Source organism: Nocardia sp. NPDC055029, assembly GCF_053608525.1.
This window is the reverse complement of record NZ_JBSGVQ010000008.1, coordinates 103,168-122,690: the sequence shown is the minus strand read 5'-3', so window position 1 is coordinate 122,690 and position 19,523 is coordinate 103,168. Positions and strand designations below refer to the sequence as shown.

Annotated in this window: 18 protein-coding genes; 8 read left to right on the top strand and 10 right to left on the bottom strand. The window is 68.5% G+C overall.

Annotation, left to right across the window (positions count from 1 at the left end; all coding sequences use genetic code 11):
- Nucleotides 1-123: 123 nt before the first annotated feature.
- Both ACWF9G_RS10385 and ACWF9G_RS10380 read left to right on the top strand, forming a co-directional pair.
- A complete protein-coding gene (locus ACWF9G_RS10385) occupies nt 124-1,287 on the top strand; it encodes a steroid 3-ketoacyl-CoA thiolase (RefSeq protein WP_452514819.1) in 1,164 nt (387 codons plus the stop codon).
- A gap of 365 nt (nt 1,288-1,652) precedes the next feature.
- Nucleotides 1,653-2,069: a helix-turn-helix domain-containing protein gene (locus ACWF9G_RS10380; protein ID WP_019044759.1), complete on the top strand. Its 417-nt coding sequence runs from the start codon at nt 1,653-1,655 to the stop codon at nt 2,067-2,069.
- Nucleotides 2,070-2,201: 132 nt separating this feature from the next.
- On the opposite strand, the gene ACWF9G_RS10375 is transcribed toward ACWF9G_RS10380, so the two are convergent.
- The 5 genes from ACWF9G_RS10375 to ACWF9G_RS10355 form a co-directional block, all read right to left on the bottom strand.
- Nucleotides 2,202-3,236, bottom strand: a complete 1,035-nt coding sequence (locus ACWF9G_RS10375) for a hypothetical protein (RefSeq protein ID WP_452514818.1) — start codon at nt 3,234-3,236, stop codon at nt 2,202-2,204.
- Entirely contained in the window at nt 3,233-3,748 is a 516-nt protein-coding gene (locus ACWF9G_RS10370; protein ID WP_452514817.1) for an ImmA/IrrE family metallo-endopeptidase, read from the bottom strand. Before ACWF9G_RS10370 ends, ACWF9G_RS10375 begins: the two co-directional genes overlap by 4 nt.
- An 11-nt stretch (nt 3,749-3,759) precedes the next feature.
- Nucleotides 3,760-4,962 (bottom strand): hypothetical protein, encoded by a 1,203-nt coding sequence (locus ACWF9G_RS10365; protein ID WP_452514816.1) that lies wholly within the window; start codon nt 4,960-4,962, stop codon nt 3,760-3,762.
- Between the two features lie 201 nt (nt 4,963-5,163).
- Entirely contained in the window at nt 5,164-6,078 is a 915-nt protein-coding gene (locus ACWF9G_RS10360; protein ID WP_452514815.1) for an SDR family oxidoreductase, read from the bottom strand.
- Nucleotides 6,079-6,103: 25 nt separating this feature from the next.
- On the bottom strand, nt 6,104-6,880 hold the full coding sequence (locus tag ACWF9G_RS10355) for an SDR family oxidoreductase (RefSeq protein WP_452514814.1): 777 nt from the start codon (nt 6,878-6,880) through the stop codon (nt 6,104-6,106).
- A 71-nt stretch (nt 6,881-6,951) separates the two neighbouring features.
- On the opposite strand from ACWF9G_RS10355, the gene ACWF9G_RS10350 reads away from it, so the two are divergent.
- The 6 genes from ACWF9G_RS10350 (at nt 6,952) to ACWF9G_RS10325 (ending at nt 13,509) form a co-directional block, all read left to right on the top strand.
- Nucleotides 6,952-7,716 (top strand): enoyl-CoA hydratase family protein, encoded by a 765-nt coding sequence (locus ACWF9G_RS10350; protein WP_452514813.1) that lies wholly within the window; start codon nt 6,952-6,954, stop codon nt 7,714-7,716.
- 5 nt (nt 7,717-7,721) lie between these two features.
- Entirely contained in the window at nt 7,722-8,603 is an 882-nt protein-coding gene (locus ACWF9G_RS10345; protein WP_379309791.1) for a CoA transferase subunit A, read from the top strand.
- A complete protein-coding gene (locus ACWF9G_RS10340; RefSeq protein WP_379309792.1) occupies nt 8,600-9,346 on the top strand; it encodes a CoA-transferase subunit beta in 747 nt (248 codons plus the stop codon). Before ACWF9G_RS10345 ends, ACWF9G_RS10340 begins: the two co-directional genes overlap by 4 nt.
- On the top strand, nt 9,343-10,428 hold the full coding sequence (locus ACWF9G_RS10335; RefSeq protein ID WP_452514812.1) for an NAD(P)H-dependent flavin oxidoreductase: 1,086 nt from the start codon (nt 9,343-9,345) through the stop codon (nt 10,426-10,428). Before ACWF9G_RS10340 ends, ACWF9G_RS10335 begins: the two co-directional genes overlap by 4 nt.
- 366 nt (nt 10,429-10,794) lie before the next feature.
- The gene (locus ACWF9G_RS10330) at nt 10,795-12,234 is read left to right on the top strand and encodes a basic amino acid/polyamine antiporter (RefSeq protein WP_452514811.1); all 1,440 of its coding nucleotides are present in this window, start codon (nt 10,795-10,797) and stop codon (nt 12,232-12,234) included.
- 24 nt (nt 12,235-12,258) lie between these two features.
- The gene (locus ACWF9G_RS10325) at nt 12,259-13,509 is read left to right on the top strand and encodes an arginine deiminase (RefSeq protein WP_379309795.1); all 1,251 of its coding nucleotides are present in this window, start codon (nt 12,259-12,261) and stop codon (nt 13,507-13,509) included.
- Between the two features lie 19 nt (nt 13,510-13,528).
- On the opposite strand, the gene ACWF9G_RS10320 is transcribed toward ACWF9G_RS10325, so the two are convergent.
- The 5 genes from ACWF9G_RS10320 to ACWF9G_RS10300 form a co-directional block, all read right to left on the bottom strand.
- Nucleotides 13,529-15,499, bottom strand: a complete 1,971-nt coding sequence (locus ACWF9G_RS10320; protein WP_452514810.1) for a molybdopterin-containing oxidoreductase family protein — start codon at nt 15,497-15,499, stop codon at nt 13,529-13,531.
- Nucleotides 15,500-15,632: 133 nt separating this feature from the next.
- Nucleotides 15,633-16,823 carry an acetyl-CoA C-acetyltransferase gene (locus ACWF9G_RS10315; protein WP_379309797.1) on the bottom strand — a complete coding sequence of 397 codons (1,191 nt, stop codon included), beginning with the start codon at nt 16,821-16,823 and terminating at the stop codon, nt 15,633-15,635.
- Nucleotides 16,824-16,832: 9 nt separating this feature from the next.
- Nucleotides 16,833-17,444 carry a TetR/AcrR family transcriptional regulator gene (locus tag ACWF9G_RS10310; protein ID WP_452514809.1) on the bottom strand — a complete coding sequence of 204 codons (612 nt, stop codon included), beginning with the start codon at nt 17,442-17,444 and terminating at the stop codon, nt 16,833-16,835.
- 64 nt (nt 17,445-17,508) lie between these two features.
- Nucleotides 17,509-18,306 (bottom strand): SDR family oxidoreductase, encoded by a 798-nt coding sequence (locus ACWF9G_RS10305; RefSeq protein WP_365010086.1) that lies wholly within the window; start codon nt 18,304-18,306, stop codon nt 17,509-17,511.
- Nucleotides 18,303-19,499 (bottom strand): acyl-CoA dehydrogenase family protein, encoded by a 1,197-nt coding sequence (locus ACWF9G_RS10300; RefSeq protein WP_379309799.1) that lies wholly within the window; start codon nt 19,497-19,499, stop codon nt 18,303-18,305. The genes ACWF9G_RS10305 and ACWF9G_RS10300 overlap by 4 nt, the downstream gene beginning before the upstream one ends.
- Nucleotides 19,500-19,523: the final 24 nt, after the last annotated feature.

The window sequence follows — 19,523 nt, the reverse complement described above, 5'->3', positions numbered from 1 at the left end:
CCTTCGACAAACTGAAACACGTTCTACAATCATTCAAGCATAGGGGTTGCCGTGACGGAAGAACCACGCGGTTTTACCCTGGATGTAGAAACAGAACTTGTTGCAGTTACGAGGGAGAATCACATGGGCACACCCGTGATCGTCGAGGCCGTGCGTACCCCGATCGGCAAGCGCCGCGGACAGCTTTCGGGACTGCACGCCGCCGAGCTGCTCGGCCTGGCCCAGCGCGGCCTGCTCGATCGGGCAGGCATCGACCCGGCCGAGGTCGAGCAGGTGATCGGCGGCTGCGTCACCCAGGCGGGCGAGCAGTCCAACAACGTCACCCGGGTCGCCTGGCTGCACGCGGGCCTGCCCTGGCAGACCGGCGCCACCACCATCGACGCCCAGTGCGGCTCGGCGCAGCAGGCCAACCACCTCGTCGCCGGCCTGATCGCCACCGGCGCGATCGACACCGGCATCGCCTGCGGCGTCGAGGCCATGAGCCGCGTCCCGCTCGGCGCGAACGTCGGCACCGAGGCGGGCCCGCGGCGGCCCGCGTCGTGGTCGATCGATCTGCCCGATCAGTTCGGCGCGGCCGAGCGAATTGCCCGCAGGCGCGGCATCACCCGCTCCGATATCGACGAATTCGGCCTGCGCTCACAGCAATTGGCGGCTCAGGCCTGGGCCGAGGGCCGCTTCGATCGCGAGGTGCTCCCGGTGTCGGCGCCGGTGCTCGACGGCGAGGGCAATGCCACCGGCGAGAAGCTGGAGGTGACCCGCGACCAGGGTCTGCGCGCCACCACGCTCGAGGGTCTCGCGGCACTGAAGCCCGTCGTCGCCGACGGCATCCACACCGCGGGCACCTCGTCGCAGATCTCCGACGGCGCGGCCGCGGTGCTGCTGATGGACGAAACCGTCGCGCGCAACAAGGGTTTGCGGCCGCGGGCGCGCATCCACACCCAGGTGCTCGTCGGCGCCGAGCCGGAGTTCCACCTCGACGGTCCGGTACAGGCGTGCACCCGGCTGCTCGAGCGCTCCGGAATGACGATTGCGGATATCGACCTTTTCGAGATCAATGAAGCATTCGCGTCGGTCGCACTTTCATGGGCTTCTGTACATCAGCCGGACATGGACCGGGTAAATGTCAACGGCGGTGCGATCGCAATCGGGCATCCGGTCGGCTCCACCGGTTCCCGGCTCATCACCACCGCTTTGCACGAGCTCGAACGAACGGGCAAGGGCACGGCCATGGTGCTGATGTGCGCAGGCGGCGCGCTCGCGACCGGAACGATCATCGAACGCCTGTAGACTGGACCTCACCGAAACCGGGCGCCCAGGTTGAACATTCATCCCAGGGCGCCCGGAACGTGTCGTACGCCACACAATCCAGGGGGCCCGGGGGAACATGAGACATCAGCTAACTTCACGCTACCATCGGCCTATGGTCGAAGAACCCCGCGACGGGCACGAACCCCGGCACCCTCGGGCTCGACAAGAGTCGTTGGCGTGACCCGCAAACGCGACCGCCGCCGCCCCTGCACGCAGGTGAGCGTCGGAAACCGTAGAGAAATCCGGAATCAGGCGTAGGTTTTCAGTTACTGAGCCGCTAATATCAATGATACGTATCCGAGATAACGACTGTTAGTACAGTGAAGGGAATTGGGCGGCTCACAATGGCTGATTTCGCGGCGCGGCTGAACAAGCTGTTCGAAACCGTGCATCCCCCGGGGCGCAAGCCGCACACCAACGCAGAGGTTGCGGCTGCGCTGACTGCCTCCGGGCATCCGATCTCGAAGCCGTATCTCTCGCAGCTGCGGTCGGGACAACGAACCAACCCGTCCGACGAGACGGTGGCCGCCCTGGCGAAGTTCTTCAAGGTCAAGCCTGACTACTTCTTCAACGACATCTACGCGGCCAAGATCGATCACGACCTGGAACTGCTCGCGCAGCTGCAGGGCTACGGGCTGCGTCGACTGTCCAGCAGGGCATTCGACCTCTCGGAAGAATCACAGAATTTGCTCACCTCCATGGCGGAGAAGTTGAGGGCCAGCGAGGGCTTGCCCGAAATTCCTCCGGACGGAACGGAATAGGATCCACGCGACGGTCGGCCTGACGCACCTGCTGGTGTCCTGGGTACGGCCGAGAAACATTGGATACGTGCACAGCGAACGGGCCTGAGACGGTGAAATCCACCAGCTCAGGCCCGTTCTCTGTGTTGATACTCAGCTGGCGGCGGCCGCGCTCTTCGGCGTCGCGCCCGCCGCGGCGACGGCCGCGTCGTACTTGGTCGCGATCGCCAGTACCCAGCCGCGCGGGCTCACACCCGGCGGCGGCGCGATCCAGCGCGCGTCGACGAACAAGTCCCCCAACGGATCTCGCGCCCATTCGGCGACGACCGTGGCCCGCTCCGGCACCGAGGCAGGCGGTTCGCCCGCCGCCGGGATGACGATGCCGCTGCCGGAGAGCAGATACAGCGCGTCCATCACCTGGGCCACGTGGTCGGAGGCCTTCAGCTGGGTCGAGGTGGCGTTCTGTTCGGGAGCGACCACATCGGGGAAGCGCCCGATCATCAGCTTGTGCAGCGGACGGATGCGGCGCAGTGTCATCCGCGCACGCCCCCACAACTCGACCACGATCGACACCGCGCCGAACGCGATCAGCAGACTCGCGATCTCCCAGGCCTGCCAACCCCAGGTGGGCTCGCCGGGCGGGGCCGGTTCGGCGTTCTGGAAACCGCGGCCCGCGTTGGCGACCGCGAGCACCGCGACCAAAGCCGTTCCAGCGGTGTAGATCGCGATGCCGCGACCCAGTGTCGTCCAGTCCAGGTTGCGCAGACCGGTGGTCACGATGAAGACCGCGCCGAGCGCGACCACGAGCCAGCCGAAGGTGAACGACCACGCCAGGGTGATCGCGATCGCGAGGGCACCGAGGCCGTAGACCATCAGCGCGATCTGGCGCAGATTGCGGCGCGAGACCACCGGCCACGCGGCCGAGGCGACCACCGAGGTGGCCGTGGTGAACAGGATCCACGCCGAATCGACGATGCCGGTGGACAACCAGCCGCTGCGGAGGCCGCCGGGTAGCAGATTGTCCACGGCCACCGCGATATCGGGAATGGCGACGGTCGCCGCGAGTGCGACGGCGGCGACCGCGACGACGATGGCCACGCGGGCGGTCGTCGCCGGCTTGACCAGCACGCGACCCACTCGCGCACCCGCGGCAACCCAGACCAGCAGGGCTGTCAACCAGAGTGTCATCCGAGTGCCTCATCGAATCGAAGGACCGAGACGCCTGCGCCCCGGTTGTTGAACACGCGCAGCCGGGTCATGAGCATGGCCGCGAAGGTCTCGGCCTCCCACTCGGCGAGGTCGTCGGCGCCGTCGTCGACGATCTGCGCGTGGGCGCGCTGGCTGAGCATGTAGGCGATCAGGTCGTCACTGACCTCGAGCGTGGTCTCCACCGCGTGCGCGCCCTCGTGGTCGAAGACGATGTGGCCCAGTTCGTGCGCGAGGGTGTGGTCGCGACTGGGTAGCGCGTCGGCCAGGACGATGATGTCGCGTTCCGGATAGAACCGGCGCTGACCACAGACGCCGGGGCCCAATTGCGCACTGGTGATCTCGATTTCGCGCTTCCGCTCGCGCGAGATCGCCGCGACGACCTCATCGAGGGTGGTCGCGTCGGAGTCGGCGGCGACCGCGCAGACCGCGTCCACCGCGGCGGCGACGCGGCGGTAGGACCTGGAGGTGCTCTGGGTCTTGCTCTTGCTCATCGAAGATCCCCTCACGACCTCGGTCCGAAGAACTCGGCACGCGCCGCGTTCACCCGTGCTTGGGCTGCCGCGGCACCTTGGAAACTCACTGCGCCCGAGCCGGTACCGGCCAGGGCCAACGCGATCAGGCCGCCGATCACCGACAGCAGTTTCGGTTCGGGCAGGCCACTGTTGTCGCTGGTCGGCTTGAACGCGTGATTCGGTGCTGCCGCCGGGGCAGGCGCGGCCGCCGCGGGCGGTGCTGCGGGCGCCTCGACGGCGGGCGGTGCCGCGGCCGGAACCGGCGCTGCCACAGCGATATTCGGCACGGACGGCGCGGCGGGCGCGGGCGGAATCGCGATCGAGGGCAATGCGGGCGCTGCCGGGGCGGAGGGGATCGGGATCAGCAGCAAGAGCAGCGGCGAGGCCGAGCCCACCGCGGCGGAACCGACGGCAGCCGAGCCGACCGCGGCCGAACCCGCGCCTGCGGAACCGACGGCAGCGGAGCCGATACCCGCTGAACCCACTGCGGCGGAACCGGTGCCGAGGACAGCGGAGCCAAGGCCGAGGGCAGCGGAACCGGTGCCTGCGGCGGCCGAACCGACCGCTGCCGAGCCGGTACCGAGTACTGCCGCCGCACCAGCCGAACCGGTGCCGAGCACCGCGGCCGCACCAGCCGAACCGGTCGCGAGGACGCCGGCGGCGCCTGCCGAACCCGTGCCGAGGACTGCCGCGATACCGGCTGAACCGGTACCGAGGATGGCGCCGACGCCGGCCGAACCGGTGCCGAGCAGCAGGCCGAGACCCGCGGAGCCGGTACCGAGGACAGCGCCGGCTGCGGCCGAACCGGCGGCTGCGGAGCCCGCGGCGGAACCGGAGCCGTTGACTTCCTTCTTCGGAATGTCATACGTGGACTGGCCGGGGATGTTCAGCGGCTGCCACTCGCTGTCACCGGCGACGGGCGCACCGGCGGGATCAGTGGGGGCCTGCCCCTGGTTGCCCTGGCCGCCGTCACCGGAGCCGCTGGGCAGCCTCAGCTCGCCGAGCTTGCCGTTCTGACCGCCGTTCCCCTGACCGTTGTCATTCCCCTGTCCACTGCTTCCACTCCCGGGCGCCTGGGCGGCGGGAGTCGGTGGTTTTTCCGGTGCGGCGGCGGCGAGAGCAGGCCAGAGCAGAGCAGATCCGGCCAGCACGCTCGCAGCGGCAAGCACGCGCACGATGCGACCAACGGCCATGCGCTTGTCATCCCCTCATCCGTTCAGCGCAGCATTACCCCCGGTCGCGACACATTCCGGGATCGACGAACAGTAGCCCATGGTAAACCCACCGTTGCTTCCACGCAGGAGAGAGCAAGAGCCGTCCAGTCCCCTAAACGGGCGTGACATGCCAAAAGCGCAGGCCGGGGAGGTTTCCCCGGCCTGCGCTCCACATGTTTGCTATGCGCCGTACACCGGTTCCGGTGCGACGCTCTTCTCGATCAGTTCGGCCACGACCGGGCCCAGCTCCGCCGGATTCCAGCGGGCGCCGCGGTCGACCGGAGCACCGTGGCGCCAGCCCTGCGCGACCGCCACCTTTCCGCCCTCCACCTCGAACATCCGGCCGGTCACCCCGGCCGACTCGGCGCTGCCGAGCCACACGACGAGCGGGGAGATGTTCTCCGGCGCCATCGCGTCGAAGCCGGAATCGGGGGCGGCCATGGTGTCGGCGAAGACCGTCTCGGTCATCCGGGTGCGGGCGGCGGGCGCGATCGCGTTCACCGTGACGCCGTAGCGGCCGAACTCGGCCGACGCGGTGAGGGTGAGACCGGCGATGCCTGCCTTGGCCGCGCCGTAGTTGCCCTGGCCGACGCTGCCCTGCAGACCGGCGCCGGAGCTGGTGTTGATGACGCGGGCGTCGACCGGACGACCCGCCTTGGACTCGCCCCGCCAGTACTCGGCCGCGTGCCGCATGGTGGCGAAGTGACCCTTGAGGTGCACGCGAACCACCGCGTCCCACTCGTCCTCGCCCAGGTTGACCAGCATCCGGTCGCGCACGAAGCCGGCGTTGTTCACCAGCACGTCGAGGCCACCGAAGGTGTCGACGGCCTGGCGGATCAGGCGACGGGCGCCCTCCCAGTCGGCGATGTCGTCGTAGTTGGCGACGGCCTCGCCACCGGCGGCGACGATCTCGTCGACGACCTGCTGGGCCGGGGTCTCGGTGGTCTCGGCGCCGTCGAGCGCGGTGCCGACGTCGTTGACCACCACGCGCGCGCCCGCGGCGGCGAAGGCGAGCGCGTGCGCGCGGCCGATCCCCCGGCCCGCGCCGGTGACGATGACGGTGCGGCCCGCGCAGATCAACTGCTGGTCGTCCATATGAGCTCCTGTGTCTTATCGGGGTCTAGTGGTTGGCGGTGGCGGCGTCCAGGAAGGCCGGGCGTTCGCCGCCGCCGTGGACGAGCAGGGTGGCGCCGCTGACGTGCGCGGCCAGGGCTGAGGCGAGGAAGAGCGCGGCGCTGCCGACGTCGGCGGGGCTGGCCAGCCTGCCCATCGGCACGGTCTTGGCGACCGCGGCCACACCGTCGGCGTCGCCGTAGTGCAGGTGGCTGAGCTCGGTCTCGACCGGGCCGACGACGACGGAGTTCAGGCGGACCTTGGGCGCCCATTCGACGGCCAGCGAAGAGGCCAGGTTGTCCAGGCCCGCCTTGGCCGCGCCGTAGGCGGCGGTGCCCGGCGAGGGCCGGTGCCCGCTGACGCTGGTGATCATCACGATCGAGCCGCCCGCGTCCTGCTTCTGCATCACCGCGTTGGCCTGCTGCGAGATCAGCAGGGGTGCGAGCAGATTCAGCTCCACGATCTTGGCGTGGAACTTCGGGCTCGCCGCATCGGCCATCGCGAACGGCGCGCCGCCCGCGTTGTTCACCACGTGGTCGATCCGGCCGTATCTGGCCAGGATCTCGGCGAACATCGCCGCCACCGCGTCGACGTCGCGGACATCGCAGGTGAGGTGTTCGGTGCTGCGCTCACCCACCGTGATCGGTTCGTCGGCGGGCCTGCGCGCGCAGGTCAGCACGGTCGCGCCAGCGGCGAGGAAGGCCCGGCTGATGCCGGCGCCGACGCCGCGCACGCCGCCCGTCACCAGAACGATCTGCTCGGAAAGGTCGATTTCTACAGCCACCGTGCTAACCTACCAAGCAATTGCTTGCTTTGTCTCGGGGTTCGCCCGAGTCGCGCACGATGGGACTTGCGATGGGGATAAACCGTCACACCGAAACCGAGGGCGTCGAAGTCGTCACAGTCGACTACCCGCCGGTCAACGCACTACCGTCCGACGGTTGGTTCGCCCTGGCCGACGCCATCCGGGAGGCGGGCCGTAATCCGGAGACCCGGGTGGTCGTGCTGCGGTCCGAGGGCCGTGGGTTCAACGCCGGCGTCGACATCAAGGAGATGAACGCCGATACCGGGCACACCGCGCTGATCCGCGCGAACCATGGTTGCTTCGAGGCCTTCGCGGCCGTCTACGACTGCCAGGTGCCCGTGGTCACCGCCGTCAACGGGTTCTGCCTGGGCGGCGGCATCGGGCTGGTCGGCAACTCCGATGTCATCATCGCCTCCGACGACGCCACCTTCGGCCTGCCCGAGGTGGACCGTGGCGCGCTCGGCGCGGCCACGCACCTGGCCCGGCTGGTCCCCCAGCATCTGATGCGGACCATGTTCTACACCGCGGGCAAGCTCACCGCCCAGCAGCTGCACCACTACGGCTCGGTGTACCAGGTGGTGCCGCGCGCCGAACTCGACGCCGCGGCCATGGAGGTCGCCAAGAACATCGCGAACAAGGACGGCCGCGTGATCCGGGCCGCCAAGCGCGCGCTCAACGGCATCGACGTGCAGGACGTGCACCGCTCCTACCGCTACGAGCAGGGCTTCACCATGGAGCTCAACCTCGCCGGTGTCGCCGACGAGATCAGGGCGCGTTTCGACGACGATCTCGCCGCGCAGAAGAAGGAGAAGTAGGCGCCATGCGCGACAAGAGAATGACGCTCGACGAGGTCGTCGGCGAGCTGCGCAGCGGCATGACCATCGGCATCGGCGGCTGGGGTTCCCGGCGCAAGCCGATGGCGCTGGTACGCGCGCTGCTGCGCTCGGATGTCACCGACCTGACCGTGGTCACCTACGGCGGTCCCGATCTGGGCCTGCTGTGCTCGGCGGGCAAGGTGCGCAAGGCGTACTACGGGTTCGTCTCGCTGGATTCGGCGCCCTTCTACGATCCGTGGTTCGCCAAGGCGCGCACCGAGGGCGCGATCACCGTGCGCGAGATGGACGAGGGCATGGTCAAGTGCGGTCTGCAGGCCGCCGCGGCCCGGCTGCCGTTCCTGCCGATCCGGGCGGGCCTCGGTTCGTCGGTGATCGACTTCTGGGAAGGCGAGCTGAAGACGGTCCAGTCGCCCTACCCGGCCGCCGACGGCAGGACCGAGACGCTGGTCGCCATGCCTGCGCTGAACCTCGACGCCTCCTTCGTGCACCTGGACCTGGCCGACAAGCACGGCAATGCCGCCTACACCGGCGTCGACCCGTACTTCGACGACCTGTACTGCCTGGCCGCCGAGCGGCGCTACGTCTCGGTGGATCGCCTGGTCGAGACCGAGGAGCTGGTGAAAGCCGTTCCGCAGCAGTCGATCATCCTCAACCGGATGCTGGTCGACGGGGTCGTCGAATCGCCCGGTGGCGCGCACTTCACCTTCTCCGGCAGTTACGGCCGCGACGAGAAGTTCCAGAAGCACTATGTGGCCGCCGCGGCGACGCCCGAGTCGTGGGCCGAGTTCAAGGCCCGCTATCTGGATGTCTCCGAGGACGAATACCAGTCCGCTGTCCACGCTTTCGCCGAGGAGCAGAAGCTATGAGCATTACTCGTGCTGAGGTCTGCGTCGTCGCCGCCGCGGAGATCTTCCGTGGGGCCGGTGAGATCATGGCGAGCCCGATGTCGACGGTCACCACCATCGGCGCCCGGCTGGCCCGGCTCACCTTCGAGCCCGATCTGCTGCTGTCCGACGGCGAGGCGCTGTTCTTCGCCGAGGTCCCGGCGATCGGCGCGAAAGCCCCTGTGGAGGGCTGGATTCCGTTCTCCAAGGTGTTCGATGTGGTCGCTTCCGGCCGTCGGCACGTGGTGATGGGCGCCAACCAGATCGACCGGTTCGGCAACCAGAACCTGTCGGCCTTCGGTCCGCTGCAGCAGCCGACCCGGCAGATGTTCGGTGTGCGCGGCGCGCCGGGCAACACCATCAACCACGCCACCAGCTACTTTGTGCCCCGGCACAACAAGCGGGTGTTCGTCGATCAGGTCGACATCATCTCCGGAATCGGTTACGACCGTATCGATCCCGAGAACCCGGCCTACCGCTTCCACCACCTGCACCGGGTGGTGACCAACCTGGGCGTTTTCGATTTCAACGGTCCCGACCACACCCTGCGCGCGCTGTCGCTGCATCCGGGTGTGAGCGCCGACGAGGTCGCCGAGAACACCTCCTTCGAGGTGGCCGAGCTCGGCACCGCGGGCGAGACCAGGCTGCCCACCGAGGAAGAGCTGCGGATCATCCGAACCGTGCTCGACCCCAAGGGTTTCCGGGAGAAGGAAGTGGCGGCGTGAGCGCGCGCTTGCGGACTCCGCTGACCGAGCTGGTCGGGATCGAGCATCCGGTCGTGCAGACCGGGATGGGCTGGGTCGCCGGTCCGCGCCTGGTCGCGGCCACCGCCAACGCGGGCGGCCTCGGCATCCTGGCCTCGGCCACGATGACCTTCGAGGAGCTCGAGGCGGCGATCGCCAAGACCAAGTCGCTGACCGGCAAGCCGTTCGGCGTGAACATCCGCGCCGACGCCACCGATGCCACCGAGCGCATCGACCTGCTCATCCGTGAGCGGGTCAAGGTCGCGTCCTTCGCGCTCGCGCCCAAGAAGGACCTCATCGCCAAGCTCAAAGACGCCGGCGTGGTGGTGGTTCCGTCGATCGGCGCCGCCAAGCACGCGGTGAAGGTGGCCTCCTGGGGCGCCGACGCGGTGATCGTGCAGGGCGGCGAGGGCGGTGGGCACACCGGCCCGGTCGCCACCACCCTGCTGCTGCCGTCGGTGCTCGACGCCGTCGACATCCCGGTGATCGCGGCGGGCGGCTTCTTCGACGGTCGCGGCCTGGCCGCCGCGCTGTCCTACGGCGCGGCGGGCGTCGCCATGGGCACCCGATTCCTGCTCACCCAGGAGAGCACCGTCCCGGAGGCCGTGAAGCAGGAGTACCTGGCGCGCGGTCTGCAGGACACGGTGGTCTCGGTGAAGGTCGACGGCATGCCGCACCGGATGCTGAACACCGAACTGGTCGAGAAGCTGGAGCACTCCGGCGGCTGGCGCGGCCTGTCCGCGGCGGTCGGCAATGCGGCCAAGTTCAAGTCCATGACCGGCATGAAGTGGTCGACGCTGATGCGTGACGGCCTGGCGATGCGCAAGACCAAGGACCTCAGCTGGTCCCAGGTCGTGATGGCGGCCAACTCGGCGATGCTGACCAAGGCCGGTCTCGTCGAGGGCCGCACCGACGCGGGCGTGCTGCCCGCGGGCCAGGTCACCGGCATCATCGACAGCCTGCCGACCGTGGCCGAGCTGATCGACGGGATCGTCACCGACGCCGTCGCCCGGATCGAGGCGATCTCGGCGCTGACCATCGAACCCGCCTCCGAGGCCCACTGACCGGAGCCACACCCGGCTCCCTCCACAAGCTCGCCCCGATCGACGGCCCAGAGCCAACCGTCGGTCCCATGGGGCGATCGAACACCGGACCCGGTGCCGCACTCACGAGGTGCGCATCGGGTCCGGTGCTCTTTTCGGGCCGATGTCGTCCGGGTCTCGCGGCCACGACACGCGCTCGAAGCCGCTGCCGACGGTGGCCGGTCGCCTAGAATTTGCCGGACATCGACATCGTGGCGGGAGGTCGCGTGGACGCCGGGAATCAGCGGCAGGTCCAGGCCGCACCGATGCCGGTATGCGCGATGATTGCCACGCCCGTCATCGTCCGCGCGCGTTCCCTCGCCGGCACCGATCCGGAGGAGTAGCGCGATGACAGCCTCGGAACAGACAGCGACGAAGAAGATGCCGTTGCTGACCTTGTCGGCGATGGTGGTCGGCTCCATGGTCGGTGCGGGCGTCTTCTCGCTACCGCGCAACTTCGGGCAGGCCACCGGCGGATTCGGCGCGATCATCGCCTGGGCGATCGCAGGCACTGGAATGCTGATGCTGGCGTTCGTCTTCCAGACGCTGGCCGTGCGCAAACCAGACCTCGACGCCGGTGTCTACGCCTACGCCAAGGCCGGCTTCGGTGAGTACCTCGGCTTCTTCTCCGCGTTCGGGTACTGGGCCAGCGCCTGTGTCGGCAATGTCAGCTACTGGGTGCTGATCAAGTCCACCCTCGGGCAGGTGCTGCCCATCTTCGGCGAGGGCAACACCGTTCCCGCGGTGCTGCTGTCGACGGTGTGCATCTGGGCGTTCCATTTCATGGTGCTGCGCGGGGTCCAGGAGGCCGCCGCCATCAACCAGATCGTCACCGTGGCCAAGCTGGTGCCGATCCTGGTGTTCATCGTGGTGCTGCTGTTCTTCTTCGACCCCGGTGTCTTCGCGGACAACTTCTGGGGCGGCGAGGCGTATTCCGAATCGCTGGTCGCACAGGTGCGTTCGACGATGCTGGTGACGGTCTTCGTGTTCCTCGGCATCGAGGGCGCGAGCGTGTATTCCAGGTACGCGCGCAAGCGCGAGGACATCGGCCGCGCCACCGTGCTCGGATTCCTCAGCGTGCTCGCCATTTTCGCGTCGGTGACCATGGTGTCGTTCGGCATCATGCCGCGTGCCGAACTCGCCGCGGCGCAGCAGCCGTCGATGTCGCCGGTGTTCGAATCCGCCGTCGGCACCTGGGGCGCCTGGTTCATCAGCATCGGACTGATCATCTCGGTCCTCGGCGCCTACCTGGCCTGGACACTGATGGCCGCCGAGGTGTTGTTCGTGGCGGCGAAGGACCGGGACATGCCGTCGTTCCTGACCCGGGTCAACAACGCCGAGGTACCGGTGGTGGCGCTGATCTTCACCAGCGTGCTTATCCAGATCGTGCTGATCACCACCCTGTTCTCGGACGACGCCTTCACCTTCACCCTCAAGCTGTGCAGTTCGCTGTCGCTGGTGCCATACCTGCTTGCCGCGGCCTACGCTCTCAAACTCGCCTACACCAGGGAGACCTACGAGCAGATCGAACCGGACAACCGCGCCACAGAGCTCGTCATCGCCTTCGTCGCCACCTTCTACACCGCGTTCATGCTCGTCGCGGCCGGACTCGAATTCCTGCTGCTGTCGTGCATCATCTACGCGCCCGGCACCATCTTGTTCGCCCTGACCCGTCGCGAGGCGGGCAGGCGGGTCTTCTCGCCCTGGGAGGCGGTCCTGTTCGGTGCCGTCGCCCTCGGCGCCGTCGTCGGCATCGCCGGCCTGGCGACCGGAGCCATCTCGATCTGAGTCCGCCCGATCTGAGGAGCAGAAATGACCGGAACCCCCGCCACCGCGTTCGGCGTCCACTCCGAAGTCGGCACGCTGCGCAAAGTCCTGGTGTGCGCGCCCGGCCTGGCACACGAGCGGCTCACTCCGACCAATTGCGATGATCTGCTCTTCGACGATGTGCTGTGGGTGCAGAACGCCAAACGCGACCACTTCGACTTCATGACGAAGATGCGCGACCGCGGCGTCGAGGTGGTCGAGCTCCACAATCTGCTCGCCGAAACCCTCGCCGTGCCCGGCGCGAAGGACTGGATTCTCGATCGCAAGATCGTGGCCAACGAGGTCGGGCTCGGGCTGATCGACGGCACCAGGGCCTACCTGGACTCGGTGGACGACCGCACCCTGGCGACCTACCTTCTCGGCGGACTCGCGACCGCGGACCTGCCCGCCGAATTCCGTTCCGGTTACCTGGCTCTGGCGCGCGAGCAGACCGGGGTCCGCGAGTATCTGATGCCGCCGCTGCCGAACACTCTCTACACCCGCGACACCACCTGCTGGCTCTACGGCGGCGTCACGCTCAATCCGCTGTACTGGCCCGCCCGGCACGACGAGACCCTGCTGATGGGCGCGATCTACGCGTTCCATCCCGACTTCACCGGCGCGAAGGTCTGGTGGGGCGATCCCGAACAGGATTGGGGGCTGGCCACTTTCGAGGGCGGCGACGTGATGCCGGTCGGCAACGGGGTGGTCCTGATCGGGATGAGCGAACGGACGTCCCGGCAGGCGATCACCCAGGTCGCCGCGTCGCTGTTCGAGGCAGGTGCCGCCGAGCGGGTGATCGTGGCCGGAATGCCGAAGCTGCGCTCGGCGATGCATCTCGACACCGTGTTCACCTTCGCCGACCGCGACCTGGTCACGGTGTACCCCGACATCGTCTACGGCATCCACCCGTTCTCCCTGCGGCCCAGCGACCGCGCACCCGGCGTCGAGGTGATCGAGGAGACCGCACCGTTCCTCGATGTGGTGGCCGAATCGCTGAACCTGCCGAAGCTGCGGGTGGTGGAGACCGGCGGCGGCTACTACGCCAACGAACGACAGCAGTGGGACAGCGGCAACAACCTGGTCGCTGTCGAACCCGGTGTCGTTTTCGCCTACGACCGCAACACCCACACCAATTCGGCCCTGCGCAAGGAAGGCGTCGAGGTGATCAGCATCGTCGGCGCCGAATTGGGCCGCGGCCGCGGCGGCGGACACTGCATGACCTGCCCGCTGATCCGCGACGCCGTCGAGTTCTGAGCGGCCCGGGCGGGGGTGATCAGCGCGGGCGCACCTCGACACGGTTGTCGTGGAACACCGCGCCGCCGCCGTAGTCCGAATCCCGTTCGGCGATGGTCGCGTTGACGGTGGCGCCGTCGGTGAACTTGGCCCAGCGGCCCTTGGTCGTCGCGGCGACGCCCGGCCTGACCCGGTCCGATACCTCGGCCACCGCCTCGAATGCGCCGCGCGCGTTGGACACCAGCACCGCGGCACCGTCGGTGATGTCGCGGGTGGCGGCGTCGTCGGGGTGCAGGGTGATCGTGGAATCGCCTGCTCGGCGGCGCAATTCGGGGTTGCTGCCGAAAGAGGTGTTGAGGAAATAGTGCGAGGCGGCGGAGATCAGCACCAGCCCGTCACCCTCGTCGGCGGGTGGCGTGTAGTCGGGCAACGGATCGTGTCCGGCCAGTTCGGCTCGCGTGGAGACGAATTGGAGTTTGTCCGCCGGGACCGAACCGGGCTGGATCTTCAGGAACCCGTCGGCCCTGAGCCGGTCGAGGTCGTGGCCCTTCAGCAGCTGCCTGGCTAGTTCCTCGTCGGAGTCGTAGAGCGCGGGTTCGGTGAGGCCGAGGCGATGAGAGAGTCTGCGGAAAGTCTCGGTGGTGGACAAGCATTCGCCCGGCGGCTCGACGGCGGGCTCGTTCCAGACCAGGTAGAGGTGACCGTAGCCGGCGATGACGTCGAGGTGTTCGGGCTGCATGGTGGCGGGTAGCACGATGTCGGCGTAGTCGACGGTGTCGGTGGCGAAATGCTCGAGCACCACGGTGAACAAGTCGTCGCGGGAGAGGCCTTCGATCACCCTGCGCTGGTCGGGGTTCGAGCCGACGGGGTTGGCCCCGATCACGAACAGAGCCTTGACCGGCGGATCCTCGGTCTCGAGCAGGGCTTCGCCGAGACGGGTCATCGACAGCGTGCGGACCGGGTGCGGCAGGAGATCGTCGCGGACCAGCGCCGCGTCGTCGAGCCGGAAGTGACCACTCGTCGAATAGTGCAGGCCCCCACCGGGAATCGCCCAGTCGCCGGTGACGCCCGGCAGGCAGGCGAGTACCCGCAGCGCCATTCCGCCGCCCGCATGGCGCTGCATGCCCTGGGAGGCGCGGATCGCGGTCGGCCTGGTGCGGGCGATCCGCTCACCGAGCGCGACGATCCGCTCCCGCGGTACGCCGGTGATCGCGGCGGTGCGCTCCGGGGTGAATTCCGTGACGCGGTCGCGGAATTCGGGCCAGCCCTCGGTGTGCTCGGCGATGAACCGCTCGTCCTGCGCGCCGAGCGAGACGATGACATGCAGCAGACCGAGTGCCAGCGCGGCGTCGGTGCCGGGCAGCGGGGCGATGTGCTCGTCGCAGCGTTCGGAGGTCTTGGTGCGCACCGGGTCGATCGAGACCAGGTAGGCGCCGCTGTCCTGCACGAATTTCCACAGGTGGTGCCCGGAGGTGAGCGGGTTGGTGCCCCACAGCAGGATCAGTTCCGACTTCGCGAAATCCTCGGGATCCATGCCACCGGAGGTGCCGAGCGTGTAGCGCAGGCCGGTGCCGCCCGCGACCGAGCAGATCGTCGCCGCGTGGTGGGAGGCGCCGAGCACGTTGAACATCCGGCGGCCCGGATAGCCCTCCAAGCCCTGGAGGTAACCGAGGCTGCCGGTGCCGTGGAACGGCCAGATCGCCTCGGCGCCGAACTCGTCGATGATGCCGGTTAGCCGGGTGGCGATTTCGTCGAGCGCCTCATCCCAGCTGATCCGCTCGAATCGGCCGGAGCCCTTCGGCCCGACCCGGCGCAGCGGATAGCGCAGCCGGTCCGGTGACCCGAGCTGCTCGAGATACCGATTCACCTTGACGCACAGCGCGCCACGGGTCACCGGATGGTCCTTGTTGCCCCGCAGCCCGGTGGCTTTCCCGTCCTCGACGGTCACCACCCACGAGCACGCGTCGGGGCAGTCGAGCGGGCACGCGCCGAGCACCTTCACCCGGTCCATCGTAGGCGCGGATGGCGCGTGCGCTAGGACCACTCCAATGCTCGGTAGAGCCCGGCGTAAACGTGCAAAACGGTGCGATGCAGTCAGATTTCTGACTGAGCGACGCCCGATCGCACGTTCACGCCGGTTCGTACTACGCGTCCAGCCGCTCGATGATGGTCACGTTCGCCGTGCCGCCACCCTCACAGATGGTGAGCAGACCGTAGCGGCCGTTCACCCGCTCGAGTTCGTGCAGCAGGGTCGCGAACAGCTTGGCGCCGGTAGCGCCGAGCGGGTGACCCAGTGCGATCGCGCCACCGTTGACGTTCACCTTCGCCGGATCGGCGCCGATCTCCTTGATCCAGGCCAGCACCACCGGCGCGAAGGCCTCGTTGATCTCGATGACGTCGATGTCGTCGATGGTCAGGCCGGTCTTCTCCAGCGCCCACTGCGTCGCCGGGATCGGCGCGCTCAGCATGAAGATCGGGTCGGCGCCACGCGCGCTGACGTGATGGATGCGGGCACGCGGGGTCAGGCCGTATTCCTGCACCGCCCACTCGGAGGCGAGCAGGGTGGCGCTGGCGCCGTCGGAGATCTGGCTGGCGACCGCGGCGGTCAGCGGGCTGCCCTCGCCGAGCGGCTGCAGGCTCGCCATCTTCTCCAGGCTGGTCTCGCGCGGGCCCTGGTCGACGGTGAAGTCACCGACCGGCACGATCTCGGCCTCGAAGCGGCCCTCGGCAATGGCGGCGCGGGCGCGTTCGTGGCTGCGCAGCGCCCAGTGCTCCATGTCCTCGCGGGTGATGCCCCACTTCTCGGCGATCAGCTCGGCGCCGCGGAACTGCGAGACCTCGCCGGTGCCGTAGCGGGAATCCCAGCCGGTGGCACCGACGAACGGCGACTCGAAGCCGTACTCCTTGCCGGCGAGCATGGCCGCGGAGATCGGGATGGCGCTCATGTTCTGCACGCCGCCGGCGACGACGACCTCGGCCGTGCCGCTCATGATGGCCTGGGCGGCGAAGTTGATCGCCTGCTGGCTGGAACCGCACTGCCGGTCGACGGTGACGCCGGGAACCTCTTCGGGGAAACCGGCGGTCAGCCACATGGTGCGGCCGATATTGCCCGCCTGCGGGCCGATGTTGTCGACACAGCCGACGATCACGTCGTCGACGACGGCCGGATCGATGCCGGTGCGCTCGATCAGGCCGCGCAGGGCGGCGGCGCCGAGGTCGGCGGGGTGCACGCCGGCCAGCGCGCCATTGCGCTTGCCGACCGCGGTACGCACCGCATCGATCACATAGGCCTGCCGCAGCGGGGTGTACGGGCGGCGCTCGGCGGGTGCGGTCATGGGGAACTCCTACTTCGGACTGCTCCCGGGCACGGTGAGCCCGTCGAGCACGATGGTCAGATATTGCTGGGCAAGGCTTTGCACGGTGATCGGGCCACCGGGGGTGTACCAGCGGACCGCGACCCACACGGTGTCGCGCAGGAAGCGGAACGCCAGTTCCACGTCGAGTTCGGGCCGGAAGCTGCCGTCGGCCACGCCCGCGGTGAGGACCTTGTGCCACAGGTCGCGGAACTCGGTGTTGAAGTCGCGGATGTAGCCGAAACGTTCGGCATCGCGCAGGTTCTTGGCCTCGGCCTGGTAGATGGCGACCGCGGCGTGATGCCGGTCGAAGGCCTCGTAGGAGGCGATCACCAGGGCTTCCAGGGTCTCTCGCGAGCTGAGCCCGGCGGCCGCGATCTCGCGATAGCGGCCGAACAGGTCGTCGAGGAAGCCGCGCAGGATCTCGTCGACCATCGACTCCTTGGAGTCGAAGTGGTGGTAGAGGCTGCCGGAGAGGATCCCCGCCGAGTCGGCGATGTCACGCACGGTGGTGGCACGCAGTCCACGTTCGGCGAACAGGTTCGCGGCGAGATCGAGGAGTTCGTCGCGGCGAGTACGTTTCACGGTGTCGGATGCGGTCACAACGTCATCCTAAGGCCAAGCATTTGCTTGGTTTCCGGAAACTCCGCACTCTCGCGCCCGCTCATCATGCGCGCTGACTGCTCACCGAGACCACCTCACCGGTCAGGTACGAGGTGTAGTCACTGGCCAGCATGGCGATCGTCGCCGCTACTTCCCAAGGCTCGGCGGCCCGGCCGAAGGCTTCGCGTTCGCTGAGCGCGTCGAGCAGCTCCGAGGAACTGACCTTGTCCAGGAACGGATGACGCGCGATGCTCGGCGCGACGGCGTTGATCCGCACCCCGAACTCGGCGGCTTCCACCGCGCTGCACCTGGTCAGCGCCATCACGCCCGCCTTGGCCGCGGCGTAGTGCGCCTGGCCGTGCTGGGCGCGCCAGCCGAGGACGCTGGCGTTGTTGACGATCACGCCGCCGTGGCCCGCCGACCGGAAGTAACCGAGCGCGGCACGGGTGCAGCGGAAGGTGCCGGTCAGGGTGATGTCGAGGACCTGATCCCACTGCTCGTCGGTCATGTCCACCACGGGCGTCTCGCCACCGAGGCCCGCGTTGTTGACCATGACATCGATCCGGCCGAGTTCGGCGGCGGCATCGGTGAGCAGCTGGTTGACCTGCGCTGTGTCGCGGACATCGCAGACCACCGCGCCGACCTTGCGCTCGGGGAACTCCTTGGCCAGCAGCTCGGCGGTCTCGGTGAGCCTGCGCTCGTGCCAGTCGGAGACGACGACGTCAGCGCCCTCTTCCAGCAGCCTGCGCGCGGTGGCCGAGCCGATGCCGGTGCCCGCCGCGGCGGTGATGACGGCCTTGCGGCCGGTCAGCAGGCCGTGGCCGGGGATGGACGGGGGCGGGACGGAGAGCGGGCCGGTCACGGGCGGGCCTCCCGCGGCAGGCCGAGCACACGCTCGGCGATGATGTTGCGCTGCACTTCGTTCGAACCTCCATAGATCGTGTCGGCACGGCTGAACAGGTACAGCCGCTGCCATGCGGTCATGTCTGGGTTGTCTTCGGGACCGAGGACCAGCCCGGCGGCGCCCTGCACCGCCATGGCGAGTTCGCCGAGTCCGCGATGCCAGTTACCCCACAACAACTTCGAGACCGACGCGCCACCGGCATCGTCGACGTCCTCGCTCATGGTCCGCAGCGCGTGCGCGCGCAGGACCCGCAGGCCGACCCAGGCGTTGTCGATGCGCTCGGCGATCAGCGGGTCGTCGGCCGCGCCGGTCCGCCGGGCCAGCGCCTCGATATCGGCGAGTTCGCGGGCGAAGCGGATCTGCTGGCCGAGCGTGGAGATACCACGCTCGAAGGTCAGCGTGCCCATCGCGATGCGCCAGCCGTCGCCCGGCTCGCCGACGACCAGGCCCGCCTCGGTGACGGCGTCGTCGAAGAACACCTCGTTGAATTCGGAGGTGCCGGTGAGCTGTTCGATCGGGCGCACCTCGATGCCCGGCTGATTCATCGGCACCAGCAGGTAGGACAGGCCCTTGTGCCTGCTCGACCCCTTCTCGGTGCGCGCGATGACGAAGCACCAGTCGGCGACGTGCGCGAGCGAGGTCCAGATCTTCTGGCCGTTGATCACCCAGCGGTCGCCGTCCAGGCGCGCGGTGGTGCTCACCGCGGCGAGGTCCGAACCCGCGCCGGGCTCGGAGTAGCCCTGGCACCACAGCTCGCTCACCGAGCGCACGCCCGGCAGGAAGCGCTTCTTCTGTTCGTCGGTACCGAAGGCAAGCAACGTCGGGCCGAGCAGTTCCTCACCCACGTGCGAGACCCGCGCCGGCGCGTCGGCCTTCGCGTACTCCTCGTGGAAGATGACCTGCTGGCGCACGCTGGCACCGCGGCCGCCGTATTCGACCGGCCAGCCGAGGCAGGTCCAGCCCGCCGCGGCGAGGTGCCGGTCCCAGGCAAGCCGCTCTTCGAAGAACTCGTGCTCGCGCCCCGGCCCGCCGGTGCCACGCAGGTCACGGAACTCCCCGGCCAGGTTTTCGGCCAGCCAGTCGCGTATTTCCGCGCAAAACTCCGCGTCGGAGGTCGCGGTATCGGAATCTGAGGTCTGGATCACGCCCACGTCGGTAGGATAACCTACCAAGCA